Source organism: Deinococcus ficus (genome assembly GCF_003444775.1).
Classification (GTDB): domain Bacteria; phylum Deinococcota; class Deinococci; order Deinococcales; family Deinococcaceae; genus Deinococcus; species Deinococcus ficus.
The window spans coordinates 1,221,006-1,245,811 of the sequence record NZ_CP021081.1 but is presented as its reverse complement, the minus strand read 5'-3'; the positions used below and the strand labels follow the sequence as shown (position 1 = coordinate 1,245,811).

20 protein-coding genes are annotated in these 24,806 nt (G+C 70.2%); 8 read left to right on the top strand and 12 right to left on the bottom strand.

Annotated elements, in window-relative coordinates:
- The first annotated feature begins 3 nt into the window (after positions 1-3).
- Genes DFI_RS06120 through DFI_RS06110 form a run of 3 tightly spaced genes read left to right on the top strand, consistent with a single transcriptional unit; the run spans position 4 to position 7,426 of the window.
- Complete coding sequence (locus DFI_RS06120; RefSeq protein ID WP_027462531.1) at positions 4-4,923, top strand: response regulator; 4,920 nt, start codon at positions 4-6, stop codon at positions 4,921-4,923.
- Entirely contained in the window at positions 4,923-5,774 is an 852-nt protein-coding gene (locus tag DFI_RS06115; protein WP_051138576.1) for a CheR family methyltransferase, read from the top strand. Before DFI_RS06120 ends, DFI_RS06115 begins: the two co-directional genes overlap by 1 nt.
- Positions 5,774-7,426 (top strand): sensor histidine kinase, encoded by a 1,653-nt coding sequence (locus DFI_RS06110; protein ID WP_022802206.1) that lies wholly within the window; start codon positions 5,774-5,776, stop codon positions 7,424-7,426. Before DFI_RS06115 ends, DFI_RS06110 begins: the two co-directional genes overlap by 1 nt.
- A 23-nt stretch (positions 7,427-7,449) precedes the next feature.
- On the opposite strand, the gene DFI_RS20130 is transcribed toward DFI_RS06110, so the two are convergent.
- The gene (locus tag DFI_RS20130) at positions 7,450-7,626 is read right to left on the bottom strand and encodes a hypothetical protein (RefSeq protein WP_155864516.1); all 177 of its coding nucleotides are present in this window, start codon (positions 7,624-7,626) and stop codon (positions 7,450-7,452) included.
- 250 nt (positions 7,627-7,876) lie between these two features.
- Here DFI_RS20130 and DFI_RS06105 point away from each other — a divergent pair, with 250 nt between their 5' ends.
- Together DFI_RS06105 and DFI_RS06100 are read left to right on the top strand one after the other, a co-directional pair.
- Complete coding sequence (locus tag DFI_RS06105) at positions 7,877-8,266, top strand: hypothetical protein (RefSeq protein WP_155864515.1); 390 nt, start codon at positions 7,877-7,879, stop codon at positions 8,264-8,266.
- Positions 8,267-8,306: 40 nt separating this feature from the next.
- Complete coding sequence (locus tag DFI_RS06100; RefSeq protein WP_043777621.1) at positions 8,307-8,828, top strand: DinB family protein; 522 nt, start codon at positions 8,307-8,309, stop codon at positions 8,826-8,828.
- A gap of 12 nt (positions 8,829-8,840) precedes the next feature.
- On the opposite strand, the gene DFI_RS06095 is transcribed toward DFI_RS06100, so the two are convergent.
- A complete protein-coding gene (locus tag DFI_RS06095; RefSeq protein ID WP_174234912.1) occupies positions 8,841-10,553 on the bottom strand; it encodes a formate--tetrahydrofolate ligase in 1,713 nt (570 codons plus the stop codon).
- 82 nt (positions 10,554-10,635) lie between these two features.
- Between DFI_RS06095 and DFI_RS06090 the strand changes: the two genes are divergently transcribed.
- Positions 10,636-11,391, top strand: a complete 756-nt coding sequence (locus DFI_RS06090) for a PIG-L deacetylase family protein (RefSeq protein WP_027462526.1) — start codon at positions 10,636-10,638, stop codon at positions 11,389-11,391.
- A 12-nt stretch (positions 11,392-11,403) separates the two neighbouring features.
- Here DFI_RS06090 and DFI_RS06085 read toward each other — a convergent pair whose 3' ends face one another.
- Complete coding sequence (locus DFI_RS06085) at positions 11,404-11,991, bottom strand: hypothetical protein (protein WP_027462525.1); 588 nt, start codon at positions 11,989-11,991, stop codon at positions 11,404-11,406.
- A 56-nt stretch (positions 11,992-12,047) separates the two neighbouring features.
- Entirely contained in the window at positions 12,048-13,118 is a 1,071-nt protein-coding gene (locus tag DFI_RS06080; RefSeq protein ID WP_027462524.1) for a M4 family metallopeptidase, read from the bottom strand.
- 297 nt (positions 13,119-13,415) lie between these two features.
- Here DFI_RS06080 and DFI_RS06075 point away from each other — a divergent pair, with 297 nt between their 5' ends.
- Positions 13,416-14,090 (top strand): nucleotide-binding protein, encoded by a 675-nt coding sequence (locus DFI_RS06075; RefSeq protein WP_027462523.1) that lies wholly within the window; start codon positions 13,416-13,418, stop codon positions 14,088-14,090.
- A gap of 448 nt (positions 14,091-14,538) precedes the next feature.
- Here the strand turns inward: DFI_RS06075 and DFI_RS06070 are convergent, their stop codons facing one another.
- Both DFI_RS06070 and DFI_RS06065 read right to left on the bottom strand, forming a co-directional pair.
- A complete protein-coding gene (locus DFI_RS06070; RefSeq protein ID WP_043777761.1) occupies positions 14,539-17,646 on the bottom strand; it encodes a DEAD/DEAH box helicase in 3,108 nt (1,035 codons plus the stop codon).
- Between the two features lie 248 nt (positions 17,647-17,894).
- Positions 17,895-19,076 carry an MFS transporter gene (locus DFI_RS06065; RefSeq protein WP_027462521.1) on the bottom strand — a complete coding sequence of 394 codons (1,182 nt, stop codon included), beginning with the start codon at positions 19,074-19,076 and terminating at the stop codon, positions 17,895-17,897.
- Between the two features lie 138 nt (positions 19,077-19,214).
- Here DFI_RS06065 and DFI_RS06060 point away from each other — a divergent pair, with 138 nt between their 5' ends.
- Complete coding sequence (locus DFI_RS06060; RefSeq protein ID WP_022802218.1) at positions 19,215-19,706, top strand: hypothetical protein; 492 nt, start codon at positions 19,215-19,217, stop codon at positions 19,704-19,706.
- Positions 19,707-19,722: 16 nt separating this feature from the next.
- On the opposite strand, the gene DFI_RS06055 is transcribed toward DFI_RS06060, so the two are convergent.
- From DFI_RS06055 to trpC, 6 genes are all read right to left on the bottom strand, one after another.
- The gene (locus tag DFI_RS06055; protein WP_022802219.1) at positions 19,723-20,259 is read right to left on the bottom strand and encodes an isoprenylcysteine carboxyl methyltransferase family protein; all 537 of its coding nucleotides are present in this window, start codon (positions 20,257-20,259) and stop codon (positions 19,723-19,725) included.
- A complete protein-coding gene (gene meaB / locus DFI_RS06050; protein ID WP_027462520.1) occupies positions 20,256-21,218 on the bottom strand; it encodes a methylmalonyl Co-A mutase-associated GTPase MeaB in 963 nt (320 codons plus the stop codon). Before meaB ends, DFI_RS06055 begins: the two co-directional genes overlap by 4 nt.
- Positions 21,215-21,928, bottom strand: a complete 714-nt coding sequence (locus DFI_RS06045) for a histidine phosphatase family protein (RefSeq protein WP_027462519.1) — start codon at positions 21,926-21,928, stop codon at positions 21,215-21,217. Before DFI_RS06045 ends, meaB begins: the two co-directional genes overlap by 4 nt.
- Entirely contained in the window at positions 21,925-23,013 is a 1,089-nt protein-coding gene (gene purM / locus DFI_RS06040) for a phosphoribosylformylglycinamidine cyclo-ligase (RefSeq protein WP_027462518.1), read from the bottom strand. Before purM ends, DFI_RS06045 begins: the two co-directional genes overlap by 4 nt.
- 169 nt (positions 23,014-23,182) lie before the next feature.
- Positions 23,183-23,995: an MBL fold metallo-hydrolase gene (locus DFI_RS06035; protein WP_027462517.1), complete on the bottom strand. Its 813-nt coding sequence runs from the start codon at positions 23,993-23,995 to the stop codon at positions 23,183-23,185.
- Positions 23,992-24,789, bottom strand: coding sequence for an indole-3-glycerol phosphate synthase TrpC (gene trpC, locus DFI_RS06030; protein WP_051307633.1), 798 nt, complete (start codon positions 24,787-24,789; stop codon positions 23,992-23,994). Before trpC ends, DFI_RS06035 begins: the two co-directional genes overlap by 4 nt.
- Between the last annotated feature and the right edge of the window lie 17 nt (positions 24,790-24,806).

The window sequence follows — 24,806 nt, the reverse complement described above, 5'->3', positions numbered from 1 at the left end:
GCTGTGACCGCCCCCGCCTATCCCGAAACCTTCGATCCCCAGCTGCTGCTCCAGGCCCTGAACGGGTACCGGCGCGGCGATTTCAGCGTGCGCCTGCCCGTCACCTGGGAGGGCGTGGGAGGCAAGATCGCCGACACCTTCAACGAGGTCGTGGAGGAATCCGCCCGCATCGCGCAGGACGCCGCGCGGGTGGGCCGCACGGTCGGCAAGGAAGGGAACGTCAAGCAGCGCATCCCGCTGGGCACCACCACCGGCAGCTGGGCGGCCCTGATCGAGGGCGTGAACGAACTGGTGGACGACTTGGTGTGGCCCACCACCGAGATGACGCGCGTGGTGACGGCCGTGGCGCACGGGGACCTGTCGCAGACCATGGCGACCGAGGTGAACGGCCAGCCGATGCAGGGGCAGTTCCTGCAGATCGTGACGACCGTGAACACCATGGTCGCGCAGCTCAACGCCTTCGCGTCCGAGGTGACGCGCGTGGCCCGCGAGGTGGGGACAGAAGGCAAACTGGGCGGGCAGGCGCAGGTGGAAGGCGTGGGCGGCGTCTGGCGTGACCTCACCGAGAACGTGAACTCCATGGCGAACAACCTGACCGGTCAGGTGCGCAACATCGCGGACGTGACCACCGCCGTGGCGAACGGGGACCTGAGCCGCAAGATCACCGTGGACGCCCGCGGGGAGATCCTGGACCTGAAGAACACCATCAACACCATGGTGGACCAGCTCAACGCCTTCGCGGAGGAAGTGACCCGTGTGGCGCGCGAGGTGGGCACCGAAGGGCGCCTGGGCGGGCAGGCCGACGTGCGCGGCGTGGGCGGCACCTGGAAGGACCTCACGGACAACGTGAACTTCATGGCGAACAACCTGACTGGTCAGGTGCGCAACATCGCCGAGGTGACCACCGCGGTGGCGAACGGGGACCTGAGCAAGAAGATCACCGTGGCCGCGCAGGGCGAGATCCTGGAGCTGAAGAACACCATCAACATCATGGTGGACCAGCTCAACGCCTTTGCCGGGGAAGTGACCCGCGTGGCGCGCGAGGTGGGCACCGAGGGCCAGCTGGGCGGGCAGGCGGACGTGCGTGGCGTCGCAGGGACCTGGAAGGACCTGACCGACAACGTGAACTCCATGGCGAACAACCTGACCGGTCAGGTGCGCAACATCGCGGATGTGACCACCGCGGTGGCGAACGGGGACCTGAGCAAGAAGATCACGGTGGACGCCCGCGGGGAGATCCTGGATCTGAAGAACACCATCAACACCATGGTGGACCAGCTCAATGCCTTCGCGGGGGAAGTGACCCGCGTGGCGCGCGAGGTGGGCACCGAAGGGCGTCTGGGCGGGCAGGCCGACGTGCGCGGTGTGGGCGGCACCTGGAAGGACCTGACCGACAACGTGAACTCCATGGCGAACAACCTCACCGATCAGGTACGCAACATCGCGTTCGTCACGACCGCGGTAGCGAACGGGGACCTGTCGAAGAAGATCACCGTGGACGTCAAGGGTGAGCTGCTGGACCTGAAGAACACCATCAACGTGATGGTGGACCAGCTGAACGCCTTCGCCGGGGAAGTCACGCGTGTGGCGCGCGAGGTGGGCACCGAAGGGAAGCTGGGCGGCCAGGCGCAGGTGGCCGGCGTCGGCGGGACCTGGAAGGACCTGACCGACAACGTGAACAGCATGGCGAACAACCTCACCGATCAGGTGCGCGGCATCGCGCGGGTCGTGACGGCCGTCGCCGGCGGGGAACTGAACCGCAAGCTGAACGTGAAGGCCCAGGGCGAGATCGCCGAACTGGCCGAGACGATCAACTCCATGATCGACACGCTGGCCACGTTCGCGCAGCAGGTGACCACCGTGGCGCGCGAGGTGGGCACCGAAGGGAAACTGGGCGGCCAGGCGAACGTGCCCGGCGCCAGCGGCACCTGGAAGGACTTGACCGACAACGTGAACGGCCTGGCCGCCAACCTGACCACGCAGGTGCGCGCCATCGCCGAGGTGGCGACCGCCGTGACCAAGGGCGACCTGACCCGCAGCATCTCCGTGGAGGCCAGCGGGGAGCTGGACGCGCTGAAGAACAACATCAACGAGATGATCGTGAACCTGCGCGAGACCACCGAGAAGAACACCGAGCAGGACTGGCTGAAGACTAACCTGGCGAAGTTCACCGGGATGCTCCAGGGCCAGCGCGACCTGCTGACCGTGAGCCGCCTGATCCTCTCGGAACTCGCGCCGCTGGTGCGCGCCAAGCACGGCGTGTTCTACACCCTGGACGAGGAGGCCAGCCCGCCCGCACTGCAACTCCAGGCCAGTTACGCCTACCGGGAGCGCAAGGGTCTGGGCAACCGCTTCAGGCTGGGTGAGGGCCTGGTCGGGCAGGCGGCGCTGGAGCAGGAACCCATCGTGCTGACGGACGTGCCCACCGACTACGTGCAGATCAACAGCGGTCTGGGCGCGGCCACGCCCACCACCATCGTGGTGCTGCCGGTGGTGTTCGAGGGCCAGACGAAGGCCGTGATCGAACTGGCGTCCTTCGAGCGCTTCAGCGCCACGCACATGAGCTTCCTGGAACAGTTCACGGAGTCGGTGGGCATCGTGCTGAACACCATTCAGGCGACCATGCGCACCGAGACGCTGCTGCGGCAGTCGCAGAGCATGGCGCAGGAACTCCAGAGCCAGCAGGAAGAACTGCGGCAGACGAACGAGGAACTGGAGGAAAAAGCCCGCCTGCTCGCCGACCAGAACCGCGAGGTCGAGCACAAGAACCAGCAGGTCGAGGCCGCCCGCCACGCCCTGGAGGAAAAGGCCGCGCAGCTCGCGCTGACCAGCAAGTACAAGAGCGAATTCCTGGCAAATATGAGCCACGAGCTGCGCACGCCGCTGAACAGCCTGCTGCTGCTCGCCAACCAGCTGCGCGACAACCCGGAAGGGAACATGACCGACCAGCAGAAGATGTACGCCAAGACCATCTACGGTGCCGGCAACGACCTGCTGAACCTCATCAACGACATCCTGGACCTCAGCAAGATCGAGTCCGGCACCGTCAGCGCCGACCCCACCAACGTGCCCTTCACGCACATCCGCGAGGCGGTCGAGACGACCTTCAGCCCGCTGGCGGCCGACAAGGGCGTGGGCCTGGAACTGGACTTCGACCCGGCGCTGCCGCGCACCATCCTGACCGACGACACGCGCCTGATGCAGATCCTGAAAAACCTGCTGTCCAACGCGTTCAAGTTCACGGAGCAGGGCAGCGTGACGCTGCAGGTCGCGCCCGCCCAGCAGGGCTGGAGCCCGGACCAGCACGTCCTGAACCGCGCCGGGCACGTGGTCGCCTTCCGCGTCACCGACACCGGCATCGGCATTCCCGAGGACAAGCAGCGCCTGATCTTCGAGGCGTTCCAGCAGGCCGACGGCTCCACCAGCCGCAAGTACGGCGGCACCGGCCTGGGACTGGCGATCAGCCGGGAACTGGCGCGCATTCTGGGCGGCGAGATCACGCTGAGCAGCACCCCCGGGCGCGGCAGCACCTTCACGCTGTTCCTGCCCGTGCGGTATCAGCCCGACAGCGCGCCCGCCCCGGTCGCCCCACTGAGCGACGCGGCACCCCAGCTGCCCCAGATGACCAGCTGGAACACGCCCGCCACCCCGGTCAGCGCGCCGGCCCCGGCGCCCGCCCTGGCCTTCCCGGCCGAGGAACCGGACGCCACCCCGGGCGTGCTGGACGACCGCGCGAACCTGCAGCCCGGCGACCGGACGCTGCTGATCGTGGAGGACGACCCCACGTACGCCGCGATCCTGCTGGACCTCGCGCACGAGCGGGGCTTCATGGGCCTGGTGGCCGCCCGCGGGGACGAGGCGCTGCACCTGGCGCAGACGTACCGGCCCCTGGCGGTCACGCTGGATCTGGCGCTGCCGGACACGAACGGCTGGGCGGTGCTGGACCGCCTGAAGCACGACCCGCACACCCGGCACATCCCGGTGCACGTGATCAGCGGGCAGGAGCCGAGCATCGTGAGCCGCAAGCTGGGCGCGCTGGACCACACCACCAAGTCCGGGGACCGGCAGGACCTCACGCAGGTGTTCACGAACCTCGAGGCGTTCCTGGCGCGGCGCGTGAAGCACGTGCTGATCGTGGAGGACGACGAGGTGCAACGGGGCAGCATCGTGGACCTGATCGCCGACACGGACGTGGAGACGACCGCCGTGACCACCGGCGCCGAGGCGCTGGCCGCGTTGGAGCAGACGGCGTTCGACTGCGTGGTCCTGGACCTGCACCTGCCGGACATGAGCGGCTTCGAGCTCATGGCGACACTGCACGACACGCCCGCCTACCGCGCCATTCCGATCATCGTGTACACCGCGCAGGACCTGACCCGCGCGCAGGAAACCGAGCTGCGCAAGGCCGCCAAGTCCATCATCCTCAAGGACGTCCGCTCGCCCGAACGGCTGCTGGACGAGGTGACGCTGTTCCTGCACCGCGTGGAGGCCAACCTGCCGGAAAGCAAGCGGCAGGTGCTGGACGCCGCCCGCCAGCAGGAGCCCGCGCTGCACGGCAAGAAGATCCTGATCGTGGACGACGACATCCGCAACATCTTCGCGCTGACGGCCGTGCTGGAACGCCACCAGGTGCAGATCCTGACCGCCGAGAACGGTCGCGAGGCGATCAGCACGCTCGAGGAGCACCCGGACCTGGACCTGATCCTGATGGACGTGATGATGCCGGAGCTCGACGGGTACGAAACCACCCGCCTGATCCGCCGCAACCCGGCCTTCCGGGCGCTGCCGATCATCTCCCTGACCGCCAAGGCCATGCCCGGCGACCGTGAGCTGTCCATCGAGTCGGGCGCCAGCGACTACATCAGCAAACCGGTGAACACCGCGCAGCTCCTGTCCCTGCTGCGGGTGTGGCTGTCGAAGTGATGAGCAGTCCGCGCCCGCTGGCCCCGCACGCCCCCGAGGCGGTGGAGGACATCGAACTGTCTCTGCTGCTCGAAGGCGTGTACCGCCTGTCCGGGCACGACTTCCGGCAGTACACGGCCGCCACCATCCGGAGACGGGTGCAGCACGCCGTGGCGGTGGAGGGGCTGGGCACCATCAGCGAGTTGCAGAACCGGGTGCTGCACGACCCGGCCGCCATGACCCGCCTGCGCGAGACGCTGAGCATCAACGTGACCGAGATGTTCCGCGACCCGAGTTTCTTCCGGGCGCTGCGGGAGCAGGTGCTGCCGGTGCTGCGCACGCACCCGTTCATCCGGGTGTGGCACGCCGGGTGCTCGACGGGTGAGGAGGTGTACTCCCTGGCGATCCTGCTGCACGAGGCCGGGCTGCTGGACCGCGCGCGGCTGTACGCCACGGACATGCACGCCCCGGCGCTCCAGGCGGCCCGGCAGGGCATCTACCCGCTGGAGAAGATCGCGGCGTACGAACGCAACTACCGCGAAGCGGGCGGCACGGCGAACTTCAGCGAGTACTTCACCACGCAGTACGACCACGCGCTCGTCCGCGCGGACCTGCGGCAGAACATCATCTGGGGCCAGCACAACCTGGCGACCGACAGCAGCTTCAACGAGTTCCACCTGATCCTGTGCCGGAACGTGCTGATCTACTTCACCAAGCCCCTCCAGGAGCAGGTCAAGGCGCTGCTGTGGCACAGCCTGGTGCCGTTCGGGGTGCTGGGCCTGGGCCTGCACGAGAGCATGGAGTTCAGCGAGCACGCGCCCCGCTTCGAGACCCTGAACCTGTCGGACAAGCTGTACCGGAGGATCGGCTGATGCCGCACACCATCGTCATTCCGCCCGCCAAGGTCCTGATCGTGGACGACCAGGACAGCAAACGCCTGGCCCTGGCCGCGGCCCTGGAACCGCTCGGGCAGGAGATCGTGATGGTCGCCTCAGGCCGCGAGGCGCTGCGGCAGCTGCTGAACGACGACTTCGCGGTGATCCTGCTGGACGTGCGCATGCCGGACATGGACGGCTTCGAGACGGCCAGCCTGATCCGCGCGCGCAAGCAGTCGGAGAAGACGCCCATCATCTTCGTGACCGCGCACGACCGCGCCGAGGCGGACATGGTGGGCGGGTACAGCATCGGCGCGGTGGACTTCATCTACTCCCCCATCCAGCCGGAGATCCTGCGGGCCAAGGTGCAGGTGTTCGTGGACCTGCACCGTCACGCCCTGACCGTGCAGGCGCACGAACGCCGGCTGCGGGAACTGGAGGCCCGGCAGGCGCAGCACGAGCTGAGCAAACTGTCGGGCGCCATCGAGCAGTCTGCGGACCCGGTGGTCATCACCGACCGGGACGGCCGGATCGAGTACGTGAACGCCGCCTTCACGGCCGTGAGCGGTTTCACGCGGGAGGAAGCGGCCGGGCAGCCTCTGGACCTGCTGGAGTCCGGCGAGCACCCGGAGGGCTTCCGCGCGCAGCTGTGGGCGACCATCCGGCGCGGCGAGGTGTACCGCGGGGAGTTCGTGAACCGCCGCAAGGACGGCACGCTGTACCACGAAGAGCGCACCATCACGCCCATCCAGAGTGACGCCGGGGAGATCACGCACTTCGTGTCCACCGGCAAGGACGTCACCGAACGCAAGCGCATGGAGGCCGAACTCCAGGCGCTGAACGCCCACCTGGAAGACCGCGTGCGCGAGCGCACCGCGCAGCTGCGCGACATGAACGAGGAACTCGAGGCGTACGCCTACTCCATCAGTCACGACCTGCGCACGCCGCTGCGGCACATCCTGAGCTTCGCGGACCTGCTGGAGCGCCGCACCGTGAACGACCTGCCGGCCGACGCGAAAAAACACCTGAAGTACATCCAGACCGGCGCGCTGCGCATGTCCCACCTGATCGACGGGCTGCTGGACTTCGCCCGCACGGGCCGGCACGACCTCAAACCGCAGGCCCTGAACCTGAACACGCTGGTGCAGGAGGTCATCGCGGACCTGGAACGCGACCCGGACGCCCCGCCCACCCGCTGGAACGTGGAACCCCTTCCGACCGTGCAGGCGGACCTGGTCAGCCTGCGGCAGGTGGTCACGAACCTGCTCACGAACGCCGTGAAGTACTCCCGGGACGCGCAGGGCGGGCCGCAGATCCGCATCTGGGCGGACGACTGCGGCGGCGACCACCGCATTCACGTGCAGGACAACGGCATCGGGTTCAACATGGAGTACCGCCACAAGCTGTTCAACGTGTTCCAGCGCCTGCACACCCACGACGAGTTCGACGGGCACGGCGTGGGGCTCGCGCACGTCAAGCGCATCATCGTCCGGCACGGCGGTCAGGTCACCGCGCAGGGCGAGGAGGGCCGCGGTGCGACCTTCAGCTTCACGCTGCCGCAACAGCGCCTCCTGACCGAGGAGGAACTGGACCACGTGACCGCGGAGGGCGACGCCGCCCAGCCTGAACCGGCCCACGCCGAGCCGTAACCGGCGGCCCTGCCGGGCAGGGATCAGGCCAGGGTGCCCTGGCCGGGCACGTCGTCTTCTGCGTCGGAGCGTGGGTAGCGGGACACCACCAGCCCGATGTTGAGGTCTCCGAGCGCCCGCAGCAGATCCGGCGGAAAGTAGTCGGCCTGCGCGCCCACATCCCGGTCCTCGATGCCGAAGTCCAGAACCACGTCCAACACCCCGGGAAAGCTGGTCTGAAGGCGTGGGGCCCCGGCTGGCTGGGCCGGTCCCGCGTTCCCTTCCTATAAATCCGGAAGATGTCCGGTAGCTGAACTCTGGCAAGGTACCCGTCCACGTCGAAGTCGGTTCCGGCGGCCCGCAGCACACATGACATGCCTGCATCATTCCCCAGTGGAAATGCCCCCACCCCCCCCAGCGGGCACCTGGAACGGCCGGGCGGGGCGGGTGGGGGTCGTGGCATCCTGGGGCATGGGACAACGTGGGGGCTGGGCGTGGTGGGCGTCTGTGGCCGGGCTGGCAGGCGCCCTGGCCGTGAGTGGCGGGGCACGGGCGGCAAAGGCGAGTGAGGTGGTGATCGCCATGGCGGGCGACTCGCCGTGCGTGGCGGTGTTCCTGAACATCACGGAGAACGGCCGGGCGCTGGGGGCGTTCAGCGTGCAGTCGAGCGGCATGGTGAAACGCGGGCAGGACTACGCGAACCTGCCGGTGCTGGTGGCCGGGCGGACGTACGAGTTCACGGGCTCATGCATCGCGTCCACGAAGTTCACGCAGTCGCTGTCGCTGAAGTTCAAGGCAGACGGCCGGGCCGTGAACCTCGTGTTCCGCAAGTCGGGGTTCACGCTGAGCGCCGGGAAGTAGTCGCCCGCCCCCGGGCGGCGCGGGGCGTCACACTATGCGCATGCAAGCGACCCCTCCTGAAGCGACCGAGTTTCCCCCGCACTACGCGCGGTACGTGGCCCTGGTGGGCACGGACGACCTGCTGGCGGCCCTGACCGGTGGCCCGGACGCCCTGGAGGCGCTGCTGGCCGGCGGGCCGCCGACCCTGGGCGACGTCTCCTACGCCCCAGGCAAATGGACCGTGAAGCAGGTGCTGGGGCACCTCTGCGACAGCGAGCGCGTGTTCGCCTACCGCCTGATGCGCGCGGCCCGTGGGGACGGCACGCCGCTGCCCGGGTACGACGACGAGGCCTGGGCAGCGGCGTGGGACGTGTCCGGCCTGAGCGTGCCGGAGCTGCTGGGCGAGTTCCGGGCGGTGCGGACCGCATCGGTGCAGCTGGTGCGGCACCTGAACGGGGCCGCGTGGGACCGCACGGTGACCGCCAACGGGGGCGTGTTCACGGTGCGGGCGCTGGCGTACCTGATCGCCGGGCACGAGCGGCACCACCGCGCCCTGCTGCGCGAACGGTACCTCCCCGGCTGACCGGGGCCGGGTTCAGAACAGCCCGGTCACGTTGCCGTCCTCGTCCAGGTCGATGTTCTCGGCGGCGGGGTGGCTGGGCAGGCCCGGCATGGTGCGCATGTCGCCGCAGATGGCGTACACGTACCCGGCCCCGGCCGCCAGCCGCACCTCGCGGACCGGCAGGCGCCAACCTTTCGGAGCGCCGCGCAGTTTGGGGTTGCTGGAGATGCTCAGGTGCGTCTTGGCGATCACCACGGGGAACTCGCCGTACCCGAGCGCCTCGAAGTTTTTCAGGGCCCGGCTGGCTTCCGGGGTGTAGTCCACGCCGTCTGCGCCGTAGATCTTCGTGGCGACCGCCTCGATCTTGGCCTTGAGGGGCAGGGCCAGGTCGTAGGTGTACCGGAAGTCCTGGGGTTCGTCGGCGGCCTCCACGACGGCCTGCGCGAGTTCGCGGGCGCCCTCGCCGCCGCCGGCCACACCACGGTACACGGCCACGCGGGCGCCGGCCTCGCGGGCGATCTGCCGGATGACCTCGTGCTCGGAGTCGTGGTCGCCGGGGAAGGCGTTGATGGCGACGACCGGGGACACGCCCACGCTGCGCACGATCGCGATGTGCGCGCGGAGGTTGTCGGCGCCGGCCAGCACGTCCGCGGGGTTCTCCTCCAGCATGGCGGGCGGCAGGGGCCTGCCGGGCACCACCCGGTGCCGTCCGCTGTTCATCTTCAGGGCGCGGACCGTGACGACCAGCACGGCCGCGTCGGGCTGCATGCCGGACACGCGGCACTTGACGTTCACGAAGCGTTCGAAGCCCATGTCCGCGCCGAAGCCGGCCTCGGTGATCAGGTATTCGGCGGCGTGAATGCCGAGCTGGCAGGCGAGCACGCTGCTGTTCCCGGTGGCGATGTTCCCGAACGGCCCGGCGTGGATCAGGGCCGGGGTGTGCTCCAGGGTCTGCATCAGGTTGGGGTTGATGGCGTCTTTCAGGATGACCGCCATCGCGCCGGCGGCCCGGAGCTGTTCGGCCGTCACGGCCTCGCCGCTGCGGGTGTAGCCGACCACGATGCGGCCCAGGCGCCCGCGGAGGTCCTTCAGGCCGGTGGCGAGCATCAGGATCACCATGACCTCGCTGGCGGCCGTGATGTCAAACCCGGTTTGGCGGGGGACGCCGTCGGCGGCCTCGCCGAGGCCCACGATGACGTTGCGCAGGGCGCGGTCGTTCACGTCCATCACCCGGCGCCACGCGACCGTCTGCGGGTCCAGGTTCAGGGCGTTGCCCTGGTAGATGTGGTTGTCCACCATGGCGGCCAGCAGGTTGTGCGCGGCGGTCACGGCGTGGAAGTCGCCGGTCAGGTGCAGGTTCAGGGACTCCATGGGAATCACCTGCGCGTAGCCCGCGCCGGCCGCGCCGCCCTTGATGCCGAAGGTGGGGCCCATGCTGGGCTGGCGCAGGGCCAGCATGCTCCTCTTCCCGATCTTCGCGATGCCCTGCGCGAGGCCCACGCTGGTGGCGGTCTTGCCCTCCCCGAGGGGCGTGGGGGTCACGGCGGTGACGACCACGTACTTCCCGCGCGGCTGCCGGGCGAGGTCGCCGCGGGCCTTCACGTTCACCTTGGCGACGAAGCGGCCGTACGGTTCCAGGTGCTCCTCGGGAATGCCGGCGGCCCGGGCGATGTCCGCGATGGGCACGAGGGGGGCCTGACTGGCGATTTCCAGGTCACTGGGCAGCTTCACCTTGAGCAGGGACATGGTTCAGTATTCGCCCCGCCCGGCCCGGCCGCAAAGGACAGGCACGCCCCGGCCGGGCGGGGTGTTCGCCTATGCTGAGCACATGCGAATCATGGCCGTGTTTGCCCACCCGGATGACGAGATCGGCTGCGCCGCCACCCTGGCGAAACACGCCGCGCGCGGCGACGAGGTGATGCTCGTGTGGACCACACTGGGAGAACTTGCCAGCCAGTTCGGCGACGCCACGCACGAGGAGGTCACCCGCGTGCGCCGCGAGCACGGCGCCTGGGTGGCCGAACAGATCGGCGCCTTCCATCACTTCTTCGACATGGGGGACAGCCGCATGACCGGCAGCCGCGCCGAGGCGCTGCAACTGGCGCGGCTGTACGCACAGTTCCGCCCGAACGCCGTGATCACCTGGAGTGACGACCACCCCCACCCGGACCACCGCATGACCGCAAAGATCGCCTACGACGCGATCACCCTGGCGCGCATTCCGAAGATCGTGAACGAGTCAGGCGCCCCGGAGGCCATGCCCCCCGCCCCGGACATGGAAGGCGGGGACACCGTAACCAGCGGAGAGGACGTGCGGCGCCTGGAGGCGTGGCGGGAGCCAGTGCGGTTCTACCAGTACTTCTCACAGGCGAGCCCGTACCCGGAAGTGCTGGTGGACGTGACCGACACCCTGGACACCGGGGAGCGCGTGGTGCGGTACTATCACGACTTCTACCAGTGGACCTGGACGCCGGAACACTACCGCGAGATGCACGCGCAGATGGGGCGCCTGGGCGGCGTGCGCTACGCGGAGCGGTTCAACCTGAAGGTCGCGCACCCGCCTGCCGTGGGTTACCTGCGCTGAGCGCCGGGCCGCCTACGGCCGCAGGAACAGTTCGCCCACCGCGCGGATAAAGGCGTCCCGCCGGGCCCGCTGTTCGGGCGTGTACCGTTCACGCAGCCGGGCCTCCTTGAACGCGGCGACGTCCTCCCCGGGGGCCAGCGCCCAGGTGTCCAGCGGCGTGCAGGCCACCCGCATGTCCGGGCCCCACTCGTTCGCCACCAGCCCCAGGGCGCGGGTGCTCAGGGGCCAGGTGGCGTCCAGCACGCGGTCCCCGCCAGGATCGTGCAGCACGAGGTAATTGTGCACGTCGATGACGGTTTCGCCCTGCCAGCCGGCCAGTTCGGGCGGGGCGCCCGGAGGCAGGCGGATCTCCTGCGTGCAGGCGTACAGGGTGGTGCGCAGGCCCAGTTCGGCGTACAGCGCGGCCAGCAGCTCATGCTTGGTGCTGCACGTGCCGCGCCACTCGCGGATGACGGTGTCCGGATCATGGGCGCTGGCGCGGGCGTACGGGAAGTCGCGCACCAGTTCGAACAGTTCCTGGGCGTCCGGGAGGGCCGTGCCCGCGCGCAGGCCGCGCCGGGTCGCTTCCTCTTGCAGCCGTCGGGCCAGGGGGCGCGCCATGCCTGCATTGTGGCGCGGCCCCCCGGCCCGGATGGCCGGAACACTCCGGGAAAGCCTTAAAGGATGCCGCGGGACTCGAAGGCGCGGCGGACCGTGCCAGCCGCGGCCCGGCCGTACATGTCCTGCGCGGTGGCGACGGTGGCCTCCGCGGCGGCCGCGAAGGTCGTGTCGGGCGTGAAGCGGAACTGGGCGTTGATGATGATCCGGTCGGCGGTGCGGGCCCCCAGGGCAGTCCAGATATCGAACAGCGCGCAGGACCAGATCATGCCGTCCGTGTGAATGCGGCCGGTGAGGTCCTCCGGGTAGTGGCGGTCGGTGTCCACCCGGCGCAGGCAGTGGGGCGTGGCGGTCGTGTAGCTGGTGGCGTCCCAGTCCATGATGCAGCCCAGCGGGGCGTTCATGGGCGCGCCCTCGCGCTGGGAGACGGCGTACCCGACGGTCATGGCGAAGTAGTCCCCGAACGCCTCCCCGATCGCGCCGGCCTCCACGCTGGTCCCGAAGCCCGGCACCTGCGAGGCGTGGATGGCGTGCCCGTACTCGTGCAGGATCACCTCGCCGTCCTCGGCGTCGTCCACGCCGCCCTTCCCGAAGCGCAGCCAGTTGTGCTTGTCCCACATGTAGCTGTTGTCGATGCCCTGCTGGCTGACCTTGATGAGCTGCTGCTGGCGGTTCACGGCGCCCAGCTCGCTGCCGAACCCGAGGCTCTGGAGGTACTTCTGGCCCTCGGTCACCCAGTAGTAGGCCATGACCTGCTCGAACTCGTCCTGATCGCGCGTGAAGTTGAACGGGCCACTGCCGTACACGGGCGTGCCGGTCTCGGTGATCACCTGCGCCCAGTCGCCGCGGAGATACCCGCTGCCGTCCAGGTTCGTGAGGGTGACCGGGTAGTAGGCGCTGGCGGGCACGGCCGCGGCGCTGTCCTTCTGGTCGCTGAGGGTCTGGTCTCCGGTCGTCTGGAGGGGGTTGGGCATGAACACCCGCGCGGCGGCCGTGCTCTGCCCGGTGGGGGGTTTGCCGGCGCCGCCCTGCACGGTCAAGCTGGGGCCGGGCTGCGGCTGTCCGCAGGCGCTGAGCAGGGTCACGGTCATGAGGGCCAGCAGGCCCGCGCGGCGCGGCTGAATTGACATGGTGCGGGCAGTGTAAGGCTGACCATGACAGGGCGCATGAAGGCCAGCTCACGAAACGCCCATCTTAGCCGTCTGCGATGTCGGAACGGACCTGATGCCGAGCAGAAAGGCAGGGACAGACGCAGGCGGCGGCACTCCTACGCTGGCGGCAGTGCCGGGAACCCGCAGGCGAATGTGTGGTTGAGCGGGCCGCGGCGCCCAAGGAAGGCCATCCATGACGACCCGACCCGGTTCCGAAGTCCGCCGAGCCCGTCTCCCCCACCTGGCCCTGCGCCGCGGGCCACCCGGAAGGACACTATGACCGCGCCGTCCACTGTGCGGATCATCGCGGGGCATTCCGGCAGCGGCAAGACCGAGGTGGCCGTGAGCCTCGCCCTGCACCTGGCCGCCGCCGGGCGCCGCGTGGCGCTGGCCGACCTGGACGTGGTGAACCCCTCCTTCCGGTCGCGTGAACGGGCGGCCCTGATGGAAGCGCGCAGCATTCGCATAATCAGCAGTTCCCCCGGGCACGGCGCGGCCATCGATCTGCCGGCCATCTCGGCCGAGGTGCGCGGACCGCTGCACGACCCGGCCGTGGACGTGATCCTGGACGTGGGCGGCGACAACGTGGGCGCCCGGGCGCTGACAGCCCTCGCCAGCGACATCGTGCAGCGCGGATACGACCTGCTGCTGGTCGTGAACGCCTACCGCCCGGACACGAACACCGTGGACGGCGTGGTCGGGCACCTGCACGCCATCGAACTGACCACCGGCCTCCGGTTCACGGGGTTGATCAGCAACACGCACGCCATCCACGACACTACCGCGCAGGACGTCCTGAACGGCTGCGACCTGACCCGGCAGGTGAGTGAGCTCACAGGCCTCCCCGTGCAGTACGTGACCGCCACTCCAGTCGTGTTGCGGGACCTGCCGGAGGACCTGCCCGGCGAGCGGCTCCCGTTAGGCCTAGTCATGCGGGACGAATGGATGTAGGGCCACGGAGCCCAGCGTGCACGAGGGGCAAGAAACAGATTCTTCGGAAAGGGTAGCGTCGGCTTCAGCAGGGGCTGCAACCTATGCATGCCGATGCTCTCCACGCACGTCCTCAACCTGCGGTAGACGGTCCTCAACAAGAACACTTACCCCATGCACCGATCGATCCGGACCGGCACAGCGGCTGCGCGATCTGCCGAAAGACAGCGAGGTTATCGGTGAGTCCGCCATCCGCGCTGGCGGTGTGTTCCTGCAGGCGGCGAGCAAGTCGCGGCGGTCAGGAGGGTGCACAGCGCAGCATGAACCTGGAAGTCACACAGGCCGTGCAGCCCGAAGGCTGCTTAGCCGCCCTCAAACGAAACGAAAGCTCAGCAGCAGGCCGGCCAGCTTGACTGAACCATGAGGCCTGCCGGCGCGGTTTACCCTTCATCCCCTCCTCTTTTTCCCCTTACCCGAAGTAGCCGAGCAGATCGATCAGGGTGCGGGCGTAATCGTCGGGTTTCAGGCCGCGTTTTTCCAGTTTCACGCTGGGCGGGAAGGTCTGCACTTCCGTGCGGTGGGGGAAGCGTTTGAGGCCGGGGGCGTCGTAGTCCAGGGCCTTGTACGCGAAGGTGATCTGGAGGTGGGTCATGGTCTCGCCGATGCTCAGCACGCGTTTGGCGGCGGCGGTGAGGCGGAGTTTGGCGAGGTCGATGAAGTTCTGCACTTCGGGGCTGGGCGGGCCGTACTTCTTGCGCAGGTCGCGTTCCACGCGGCTGATCGCCTGGAGGGTGCGGGCTTCGCTGAGGCGGCCGTAGGTGGCGATGCGGGCTTCCTCGCCTTTTTCGGGGCCGTCGGCGCTGAAGTACTCGGGGCTGAGGCGGGCGTTGACGGGCAGATCGATGCTGATGCTGACGGGCTCCTCGCGTTTCTCGCCCTTGAGGCGGGCGACGGCCTCGGCGAGCATCTCGGTGTACACGTCGATGCTGACGGCCTGCACGTGCCCGTGCTGTTCCTCGCCGAGGATGTTGCCCACGCCGCGGATCTCCATGTCCTTTTCGGCGAGCAGGTGGCCGCTGCCGAGGTCCTGGAGGTCGGCGATGGCCCACAGGCGCCGCTGGGCGTTCTCGGTCATGCGTGGGGGGTAGAAGAGGTAGGCGTACGCGGTCTGCTGGCGGCGGCCGACGCGGCCACGCAGCTGGTAGAGCTGCGCGAGGCCGAGCCGATCGGCGCGTTCGATCAGGATGGTGTTCGCCTCGGGGATGTCCAGGCCGGTTTCGACGATGGTGGTGGCGAGCAGCACGTCGAAGGCGCCCTGTTCGAAGCCGAGCATGATCTCCTCGAGTTCTTCCTCGTTCATGCGGCCGTGCGCGACGCCGATGCGCGCTTCGGGCACGAGGTTGCGCAGGTACAGGCTGCGGGCGCCGATGCTGGCGATGCGGTCGTGGATGTAGAAGACCTTGCCGCCGCGGTCGATCTCGGTCATGATCGCGTCGCGCACGGTGCTGGGGTCGAAGGGCGCCAGGATCGTCTGGATGGGTTTGCGGCCCTTGGGTGGGGTCTGGATGCTGCTCATGTCGCGCAGGCCGACCATGCTCATGTACAGCGTGCGGGGGATGGGCGTGGCGGACAGGGCCAGGGTGTCCACCGCCTTCTGCCCTTCCGGGAGGTCCAGCTTGCCGCCTTCGAGGGCGGGCAGGCCGCGCAGCGCGCGGAGCTTTTCTTTCTGGCCCACCCCGAAGCGGTGTTCTTCGTCCACGATGATCAGGCCCAGGTCCTTGAACTCGATGTCGCCGGACAGCAGGCGGTGCGTGCCGATCAAGATGTCCACCTTGCCGGCGCGGACGTCCGCGAGGATGCGTTTGGACTGCTGCGGCGTGGTGAAGCGCGACAGGCCCTCCACACGCACGGGCAGGTCCTTGAAGCGCTCGACGAAGGTGGTGGTGTGCTGCTCGGCGAGCAGGGTGGTGGGCACCAGGATGGCGACCTGCTTGCCGTGCCCGACGACGCGGTGCGCGGCGCGCAGGGCCACCTCGGTCTTCCCGAAGCCCACGTCGCCCGAGATCAGGCGGTCGGCGGGGTTGGGTTTTTCGAGGTCCCGCAGGGTTTCTTTCAGGGAGATGCGCTGGTCGCTGGTGAGGTCGAACTTGAAGTTCTTCTCCACCTGCTCGTCCCATTCGGGGTTGGGGGGGAAGGCGTTGCCGGGCGTAACCTGCCGCGCCGCGTACTGGATGAGGAGCTTCCCGGCGACTTCCTCGGCGTTCTTGCGGGCTTTTTCCTTGGCGCGCGCCCAGTCTTTCTTGTCGAAGCTGCTCAGCACCGGCGGATCGTCGGTGGTGCCGGGGTGGCGGCGCAGGACGGGCAGCTGCTCGATGGGCACGCTCAGGCGCGCGCCGTTCCGGTACTGGAGGTTCAGGTAGTCGCGGGTGACGCCCAGCACCTTGCGGGTTTCCAGGCCCTCGAACTGCCCGATGCCGTGCTCCGGGTGAATCAGGTAGTCGCCGACGTGCAGGCCCAGCGCGTCCGTGACGGGCCGCCCGGTGAGCTTCTTGCCGCGCAGGGCGCTGCCGCCCTGGAAGCCGTAGATCAGGTCCTCGGTCAGGACGACCGTGTTGAACTCGGGAATGACGAAGCCGCCCTCGCCGCTGGCGCGCAGGAAGCCCAGGCCGCCTTCCGGAAGGCGCGGCACGGTCAGCCAGGGGATCTCGTGGGTGTTCAGCAGCTTGTCCGCCAGGTAGGCGGCGGTGCGGTCGTGGCGTACCAGGATGAACACGCGGTACCCGGCGCCGCGCCACTCCTGCACGTCGCGGTCCAGGTCGCTGAGGCGCGCGCGGTAAAACGGCAGGGCGGTCAGGCCGGTGTCCAGGTCCGGGAGGTCCAGCGGCGCCCGGCCGAAACTGGTCACGTCCCGGCCCTCCAGTTTCGGCCAGAGGGTGTCGATCAGGACGCCCAGGCTGCTGGCATAGAACTCCGGGGAGTCCAGGAACACCCGCCCGGGCAGCAGGTCCAGCCGCGTGGCGTCCCACCTCGTTTCCGTGAGGTACTCGGCGGTGGGCTCCAGCGTGAACGCCTGCGTCTTCACGCCGCTCACCTCGCCGGGTCTCAGGGTGCGGAGGGTGTCCAGTTCATCCCCGAAGAACTCGGCGCGCACCCACAGGTCCTCCTCGGCCTCGGCAGGCAGGCCGGCGCCGGGCGTCAGGCGCAGTTCCAGTGTGTCGCCGCGCAGTTCGTAGCCGGGTTCCTCGCCCCGCTCGTACCCGAAGGCTTCCAGCCGGGCCAGCAGCGCCTCGCGCGGGTAGCTCGCGCCGACCTTCAGGCTCAGGGCGTGGTCTTCCGGGCGGGCGGGGAACAGGTCGATAGCGGTGTTCACGTCCAGCACGACGTGCTCGTGCCTGGCGTCCCAGTCACGCAGGCCGGGGTTCACGCTGACGGGCGCCCCCAGCGCCCCGGCGGACGCGTAACTGCCGATCCGGTCCGGGGTGGTGAGCAGCACCGCCGGGCCCGGGTGCGCCGCGAACAGCGCCGCGCGCGCCACCTGCGGCAGCAGCAGCAGGTTTCCTGCGGGCGCCGCGGGCATCAGGGCGTTCAGGTTCGGGGGGCCGGTCTTGGAGGTGGGGGCGGAACTGCGGGTCACCGGACGAGTGTACGCGCCCGGGGGAGCCCGGTCAGCCGAGCAGGGTGCAATTCAAAGATCGGGCGCGTGGCCTCAGCCGGGGTTGGCGGCCAGCCACAGCTGCGCCAGCGTGAGCAGGCCGAAGAACACGAACATGATGACGGGAAGCCATTTGCGGAGCCAGACTTTGGTGTGGTCGTTCATGGGAGGCCTCAGGGCTGGAACTCGGTCTTGCCGGGTTCCGGCAGGCGGTAGGCGATCAGGGCGCTGGGGACCAGCAGGGCCAGCGAGGCGAGCGCGGCAATGATGGGGGTGGTGACGTCGGCGAGCGCGCCGACCAGGAACACCAGCAGGCCCGCGAAGCCCCAGGAGAAGCCCATCATGATGCTGCTGGCGACCGCGACGTGCTGCGGCGCGTACTCCTGCGCGGTGACCACGCCGACCGGGATGCTGGCGTTCACGGCGGCACCCACCAGGAAGGTCAGGGGGTAGAACCACCACTGCCCGGGGTGGCTGAGGATCAGCAGCGCGAAGAAGGGAATGCTGGTCAGGATGGCGGAGCGCAGGACCGGGGTGCGGCCGTAGCGGTCGCTGGCCCGCCCGCCGAGGATGCCGCCGGCGGCGCTGGCGACCGCGTACACCGCGAGCGTGATGCCGACCTCCCGCGCGCCGTAGCCGCGCAGCGGAAGGATGAAGGGCAGCATGGCGTTGTACCCCATGCTGGCGAGGCTGCGCAGCACCGCCATGCCCCACAGCCACACCAGGGGACCCTTGAAGATCCCGGCGTACTCGGCGAGGCTGACCCGCCTGGCCTTCTGGGTGCCGCTGGGCGTGACCGCGAACGTGACGGCGGCGATCACCGCGCCGATCAGGGCGAACCACGGGAGGTGAGTGAGGCCCACGCCGGCGAACACCGGGCCCAGGGCCATGCCGCCGGTCCCGCCGGCGCTGAACAGGCTGGCCCACAGGCCGCGTTTGTCCTGGGGGCTGTGCTGCGCCACGTACGCCGCTCCGGCCGGATGGAAGAATCCGCTGCCGAAACCTGCCACGGCGACCAGCAGCATCAGCGCCCCGAACCACGGCACGAAGCCCATCAGGGTGAGGCCCAGGCCCGTCAGCAGGGGGCCCAGCGCCGCGGCGTACCGGCGGTCCAGGCGTTCGCCCAGAATGCCCAGCAGGGGCTGAAGGACGCTGCTGGTCAGGCTGTACACGCTGGAGAGCAGGGTCACGGCGGCGATGCTCACCCCAAATTTGCTCTGCAGGGCGGGGGTCAGGGGGGTGAGCATGGCGCCGTAGGCGTCGTTGATGAAGTGCCCGGCGGTCATGGCGAGGGCAATCGCCGCCGAGTGGCGGGAGACGCTGGTCACGGCCGCGTGGGCGTGGGGAACCGACATGCCCGCTACCCTACTCCCGGGGCGCGCGGTTGCCCAGGGGCCGGTGCAGATGCGCCGCCCACTCCCCTTGCGCGATGAGCGTCCGATGCGCTTGGAACGCGCCGCGCGGGCGTGCCAGACGCGGCCCTACACTGCATTATGGGCCTGCACCTCTTCCGCCAGCGGACCAAACAGCTGCTCAGCTCCGAGGAGGGGCTGCTGGGGCACCTGCGGCGGCTCCCGCAGGAGGAGGTCGTGGAGGTGGCCGCGCACCTGGACGCGCTGCTGCCGCCGGTGGGGGTGCTGATTCCCCTGCCGGGCGCCGAGGGGGTGGCCGAGCAGCTCGGCGCCTGGCGGGGCCTGCCGGTCGTGCGGGCCTCGGGCGTGGACGCCCTGACGGGATCGGCGGACGCGGCCCTCGTGACGACGCAGCTGTCGGACGGCGTGGCGGAACTGGACCTGTGCCTGCGCGCGGCGCACTCCGGGGTGCGGGTGCGGGCCGTGGCGGCGCTGGTGGAGCGCACCGGGGCGGGCGGCCGGTCCCGCCTGGAACTTCAGGGCACGGAGGTGCTGCCGGTGCTGGAGGTGGCCGACACGCCCGAGGGTCTGCTGTTCGAGCGGCGCGACACCCGGACCCACGGCCTGCACTGAGCCAGGAGCAGGGCGTTCAGTGGCCGGCCGGGTCGCCCTGCGTGGCGGCGTAGTGCGCCAGGGCCCGTTCCTCGGCGGGAATGCGGACGAGCAGGAGCAGCGCGGCGTTCAGGACGGTGTAGGCCAGCGCGGTGCGCCACGCGCCCACCGCCAGCGGCGCCGAGGCGATCTCCAGGGCGACCACGGCGTAGTTGGGGTGCTTCAGGTACCGGAAGGGGCCGGCGGTGACGCGCTGCCCGCCGGGCACGATCAGGATCTTCGTGTTCCAGTAGCGGCCCAGGCTGCGCATCACCCAGGCGCGCAGCGGCTGCGCGGCGAGGAACACCAGCAGGGCGGGCAGGTTCACGCGGCCTCGGCTGGCGCGGCCCTCGAGCAGCGTGAACAGCATCCAGGTGGGGTGCAGGACGAAAAACAGCGGGTAATGCGCCCGGCCGTACTCCGCGGCGCCCTGCGCGCGTGCCCAGCGTTCGTTCGCGCGGGCGCGGCGCAGTTCCACGAGGCGCTGCGCGGTCAGGAACGCCAGCAGCAGCGGGGCCAGCGTGCGGGCCCTCACCCCTGGGCCCCGCGGCCGCGGCCGGGCAGGCCGTCACCCTGCACCAGGGCGTCGGCCACGTCGTCCGCATCCAGTTCCCCGCGGGCGACGCGGGCGTACAGGTCGCGGCTCTGCACCCGGGCGCGTTCCATCAGGCGTTCCTGCACCAGGGACCGGACCTCGTACTCGGCGCGGGCGGCGCGGCGGGCGTTCAGGCCGGGTTCACCCAGGTGCTCGCGGTGTTTCAGGACGGCCTCCACGAGTTTCTCCATGCCCTGGTCCTGGCTGGCGATGGTGCGGCGGATCGGAGCGAACCAGGTGTGCTCGTCGTGGGCGCCGAGGCCCTGCGCGGCCATGAGTTCCCGCACGGTGCGGTCGGCGCCGGGCAGGTCGGCCTTGTTCACGGCGATCACGTCCGCGATCTCCATGATGCCGGCCTTGAAGGCTTGCACGCCGTCCCCGCCGGCCGGCGTGAGGACGAGCAGGGTGTGGTCGCACACGGCGGCCACGTCCACCTCGGACTGGCCGACGCCCACGGTTTCCAGGATCACCCAGTCAAACCCCGCGCCTTCCAGCAGCGCGAGGACCTGCATGGTCCGGGCGGACAGGCCACCCAGCGCGCCGCGCGTGGCGAGGGAGCGGACGAACACGCCCGGGTCGGCGTGGTGGCGCAGCATGCGGATGCGGTCCCCGAGGATCGCGCCGCCGCTGTACGGGCTGCTGGGGTCCACGGCCAGCACCGCGACGCGCTTGCCCTCGGCGCGCAGCGTGGCGATCAGCGCTCCGGTCAGGGTGCTCTTGCCGCTGCCAGGGCTGCCGGTCACGCCGAGCACGGTGGCGCGGTGCGCTCGGGTGCGCGCGGCGCGCAGCAGGGGCCGCGCGGCCGGCAGACCCGCCTCGGCCAGCGTGAGGGCGCGGGCCAGAGCGCGGGGGTCGCTGGCGAGGTACCGGTCCAGCAAAGAGGCGGCGGGCGCAGTCACGGGGACTGCCCCAGCACATCGTCGGCCTCGGTGGCCTCCGCGAGGTTTTCCAGGTGCGCGTCGTCGTTGAAGCCCAACAGGGTGCCGCTCTGCTCGGACAGCAGCACGCGGGTGATGCTGGTGTTCGTGACGCTCAGACGCGCCCAGGAATGCGCGGGCACGCCGCCCAGCGCCAGCCCGACCGCCACGCGGACCACGCCGCCGTGCGTGAACACCAGCACCCGGTGCCCGGGGTGCAGCGCGCGGATGCGGTGAAACGCCACGCCACAGCGGGAGAAGAGGTCTTCCATGCTCTCCCCGCCGGGCCGGCGGGTGCCCCAGGAATCCGCCGAGAGGTCCTGAAGGTACTGCGGGTACTGCTGGCGGATGTCGGCCACGGTCAGGCCGGACAGTTCCCCGACGTCGATCTCGCGCAGGTCCGGGGCGGGCTGCACCGCCGGGTGCCCGCTGAGGCGCTCGGTGACCATCTCGGCGGTCTGCATGGCGCGGGCGAGGTCACTGCTGTACACCGCGTCGAAGTGCAAACCCGTCAGGCGCTCGGCGAGGCTGGCGGCCTGCAGCACGCCCACGTGGCTGAGGGGCACGTCCGTCTGGCCCTGGTAGCGGCCGTCCACGTTCCAGGTGCTTTCCCCGTGGCGCACCACCCAGAATTCCGTCGCGGTGGCGCGATCCGGGGCGGTGAAGCCGAAGGGGGCGAGGCGGCGTTTCAACTGCCCTGACCGCCGGAGAAGGTGACGCCCTGTCCGGCGATCATCTCCCCGATCACCCAGGGCTGCTGCCCGGCGGCGCTCAGGGCGGCCAGGGCCTGAGCCTCCTGCGCGGCCGGCACGATGAACAGGAACCCCACGCCCATGTTCAGGGCACGGAAGGCCTCGTGGCGGTCCACCTGCGCCTGCTTCACGATCAGCTCGAAGACGGGCGGGACGGTCCAGGAGGCGGTGTTCACCTGCATGCCGATGCCGGCAGGGAACACGCGGGGCGGGTTGTCCACCAGGCCGCCGCCGGTGATGTGCGCCATGCCGCGCACGTCCACCCCGGCCGCTTCCAGGGCGTCAAAGGCGGGCACGTACGCGCGGTGCGGGACAGTCAGCAGGTCCGCGAGACGCTCGCCGTTCAGGTCACTTCTGGCCTCGTTCCAGTCCAGGCCGTCCAGGGCCATGCGGGCCAGGGAGTAGCCGTTCGTGTGCAGGCCGGCGCTGGGCAGGGCGATCACGCGGTCCCCGGCCTGGATGCGCGTGCCGTCGATGAGTTTGGGGCGGTCCACCACACCCACGATGGTGCCCACGATGTCCAGTTCGCCCTCGACGTACACGCCGGGCATCTCGGCGGTCTCGCCGCCCAGCAGGGCCACGCCCAGCGCCTCGCAGGCCTGGGCCGCGCCGGTCACGACGTCCGCGACGAGTTCCGGGCTGAGCTTACCCATCGCCACGTAGTCCAGGAAGAACAGCGGACGGGCGCCCTGCACCAGAATGTCGTTCACGCAGTGGTTCACGATGTCCGCGCCCAGCCCCCCGTAACGGCCGACGCGGGAGGCGACCTTGGTCTTGGTGCCCACGCCGTCGGTGCTGGCGACCAGGACGGGGTCGGTCATGCCCGTGAACTCGGGGCGGAACAGCCCGCCGAACCCGCCGATTCCGCCCAGCACCTGGGGGCCGTGCGTGCGGGCCACGGCGCCCTTCATGAGGTTCACGGCGCGGTGGCCGGCCTCGATGCTCACCCCGGCGCGTTCGTACGCCGAGGCGCTGCCTTGCTGTGCGGTCGCCCCGGCATGCGCGGCGTGTGTGTTGTCGGTCATGATCCTCCTGATTGGCGTCCTGCGTGACATGAATGTCTGAAGTCGTGGCGCGCGAAAGCCCGTGAAGCCCCGGGGTGGACGTGACGTCCGGCGCGCAGCCTCCCGAGTTTACCCGAGTGCTCCGGGCGGCGCGCCGGGCCGGCACCCGACTGTCCAGCCCGTCCGCCCGTCAGAGCGGGATGGTGAGCCCGTCCCGCGCCGCCTGCCAGTGCGCGGGCAAGCTCAGGGACCGGATGTCCACGCCGTGCGACAGGTGCGTGAGCACCACCCGGCGGGCCGCGCGGGCCCACGGCACGGCCAGGGCTTCCTGCACGTCATAGACGCTGCGGCCGGTGCGCGGCTGGGCGGACTCGTCGGTAAACGACGTGCCCAGCACCAGCAGGTCCAGGCCGGTCAGCCACATTTGGGCCACGTTGTCCGGGACGTCCAGGGCGTCGGTCATGACCACACCCGCCCAGCCGGGGCGGTCCAGGCGGAAGGCGTGGCTGACGCCGTTCGCGCCGTGCGGCACCTCGAAGGTCCGCACCCGGAACCCGGCGGCCGGCACGCCCTGCGCCGGTACGGGCTGCACGGGCGCCTGCCGCCGGAAGGCGTAGTGGAAGCGCCGCTCCAGGTCCGGGATGACCGGCTCGGGGGCGTAAAGAGGCAGGGCGCCCTTCGCGTAGGTCAGGTAGTCCAGCAGGTCCGCGAGGCCCAGGATGTGGTCGTTGTGCGCGTGGCTGAGGAGTGCCGCGTCCGGCACCAGCGGCCCCAGCGGGGCGAGCTGGCCGTGCAGGTCCTGACTGGCGTCCAGCAGGACCGCCTCCTCTCGGCCGCTCTCCCCCACCCCGCGCAGCAGCAGGCTGGTGCGGGTGCGGCGGTTCACGCCGCCCTGGCGCGCTTCCTGGCACACCGGGCAGGCGCACCAGAAGCGCGGCACGCCCTTGCTGTCGGCGGTGCCCAGGAAGGCCAGGGTGGCCGGTGGGGCTGCTGGGGCGCTCAAGGCCGCATCAGGTCGCGGGCGGCCTGGGCGAGGTCGCCGCTGGCCGCGAGACTCGTGCCGACCAGCACCGCGTCCGCCAGCCCGCGCACGGTGCGCAGGTCGGCGGGGGTGCGGTACCCGCTCTCGGCGACAAGCACGCCCGTAAACCCCGCCGCCCGGGCGCGGGCGATCAGGCGGGGACTCACGTCCAGGTCGATGTGCAGGGTTTTCAGGTCACGGTTGTTCACGCCGATGATCCGCGCCTCCGTCGCCAGGGCGATGTCCAGTTCCGCCTCGTCGTGCACCTCGACCAGGGCGTCCAGACCCAGATGCTCGGCCACCGCCAGGTACGCCCCGGTCGCCTCGCCCAGCACGCTCACCATCAGCAGGGCGGCGGCCGCGCCGGCCTCGGCGGCCTCGCGCAGCATGGCGGCGTGCACCACGAAGTCCTTGCGCAGCGCCGGCAGGCTCTGAGCGGCGGTGATGCGGTGCAGGAAGTCCAGTGTGCCGTCAAAGTGCCGCGGCTCGGTCAGGACGCTCAGGGCGTGCGCGCCGCCGGCCTCGTACGCGCGGGCGGCGTCCACCGGGTCCAGCGGGGCGATGGCGCCCTGGCTGGGGCTGGCGCGTTTCACCTCCGCGATCAGCGCGAGGGCCGGGCCGCTCAGGGCCGCCTCGAACCGCCGGGCCGCCGGGCGGGCCGGGCCGGGATCAGGGTCGGCGTGCGCGTAATCGGCGGCGCGCTCATGCACGATGCGGCCCAGGACGCCGGGCACGCGCTCCAGGGCCAGGGGCGGTGGGAAGGCGGGCGCGGTCACGGGGGGAGTATAGGCGG

Bases quoted from the DNA above. Each gene is read 5' to 3' on its own strand.
- DFI_RS06115 (WP_051138576.1), top strand. From the start codon at position 4,923: ATGAGCAGTCCGCGCCCGCTGGCCCCGCACGCCCCCGAGGCGGTGGAG.
- DFI_RS06110 (WP_022802206.1), top strand. From the start codon at position 5,774: ATGCCGCACACCATCGTCATTCCGCCCGCCAAGGTCCTGATCGTGGAC.
- DFI_RS06105 (WP_155864515.1), top strand. From the start codon at position 7,877: ATGGGACAACGTGGGGGCTGGGCGTGGTGGGCGTCTGTGGCCGGGCTG.
- DFI_RS06100 (WP_043777621.1), top strand. From the start codon at position 8,307: ATGCAAGCGACCCCTCCTGAAGCGACCGAGTTTCCCCCGCACTACGCG.
- DFI_RS06095 (WP_174234912.1), bottom strand. From the start codon at position 10,553: ATGTCCCTGCTCAAGGTGAAGCTGCCCAGTGACCTGGAAATCGCCAGT.
- DFI_RS06090 (WP_027462526.1), top strand. From the start codon at position 10,636: ATGCGAATCATGGCCGTGTTTGCCCACCCGGATGACGAGATCGGCTGC.
- DFI_RS06085 (WP_027462525.1), bottom strand. From the start codon at position 11,991: ATGGCGCGCCCCCTGGCCCGACGGCTGCAAGAGGAAGCGACCCGGCGC.
- DFI_RS06080 (WP_027462524.1), bottom strand. From the start codon at position 13,118: ATGTCAATTCAGCCGCGCCGCGCGGGCCTGCTGGCCCTCATGACCGTG.
- DFI_RS06075 (WP_027462523.1), top strand. From the start codon at position 13,416: ATGACCGCGCCGTCCACTGTGCGGATCATCGCGGGGCATTCCGGCAGC.
- DFI_RS06070 (WP_043777761.1), bottom strand. From the start codon at position 17,646: ATGCCCGCGGCGCCCGCAGGAAACCTGCTGCTGCTGCCGCAGGTGGCG.
- DFI_RS06065 (WP_027462521.1), bottom strand. From the start codon at position 19,076: ATGTCGGTTCCCCACGCCCACGCGGCCGTGACCAGCGTCTCCCGCCAC.
- DFI_RS06060 (WP_022802218.1), top strand. From the start codon at position 19,215: ATGGGCCTGCACCTCTTCCGCCAGCGGACCAAACAGCTGCTCAGCTCC.
- purM (WP_027462518.1), bottom strand. From the start codon at position 23,013: ATGACCGACAACACACACGCCGCGCATGCCGGGGCGACCGCACAGCAA.